Annotated in this window: 2 protein-coding genes; both read left to right on the top strand. The window is 48.0% G+C overall.

The genetic code is table 11. The features are described from left to right. Positions 1-207 (top strand): hypothetical protein (locus tag ACQ3G7_RS24725; protein ID WP_430893021.1); only part of this gene is annotated, 207 nt, incomplete at its 5' end. Continuing rightward, positions 194-487, top strand: a 294-nt coding sequence (locus ACQ3G7_RS24730; RefSeq protein ID WP_496353906.1) for a flagellin N-terminal helical domain-containing protein, incomplete at its 3' end; no start/stop codon positions are given. The genes ACQ3G7_RS24725 and ACQ3G7_RS24730, both read left to right, overlap by 14 nt.

The raw sequence follows: 487 nt of genomic DNA on the forward strand, positions 1-487 counted from the left end.
ATAGATTACGTAGCGTTATCTGCGAAAAAGCGCCGCTTGTCGGCGCTTTTTTTATTTCGCAGGAAAATAAATAACCTGGAAATAATAAAAAAAACCGCTAAAGAGTTTTTTACCTGCGTCGATAACAATTATGACGGTGATGAAGCCGCTGGCGCTTACCGGAAATTACATTTATTAATAAAGGATAAATATCATGGCTGTTATTAATACTAACACCCTGTCGCTGATGACTCAGAATAACCTGACTAAATCTCAGTCTTCCCTGGGCACCGCGATTGAGCGCCTGTCTTCCGGTCTGCGTATCAACAGCGCTAAAGACGACGCTGCGGGCCAGGCAATTGCCAACCGCTTTACGTCCAACATCAACGGCCTGACCGTTGCTGCGCGTAACGCGAACGACGGTATCTCTCTGGCGCAGACTGCTGAAGGCGCGCTGAGCGAAGTCAACAACAACCTGCAGCGTATCCGTGACCTGACCGTTCAGGCA

The organism is Kosakonia sp. N21, assembly GCF_050587465.1.
In the GTDB taxonomy this organism is placed as follows: Bacteria; Pseudomonadota; Gammaproteobacteria; order Enterobacterales; family Enterobacteriaceae.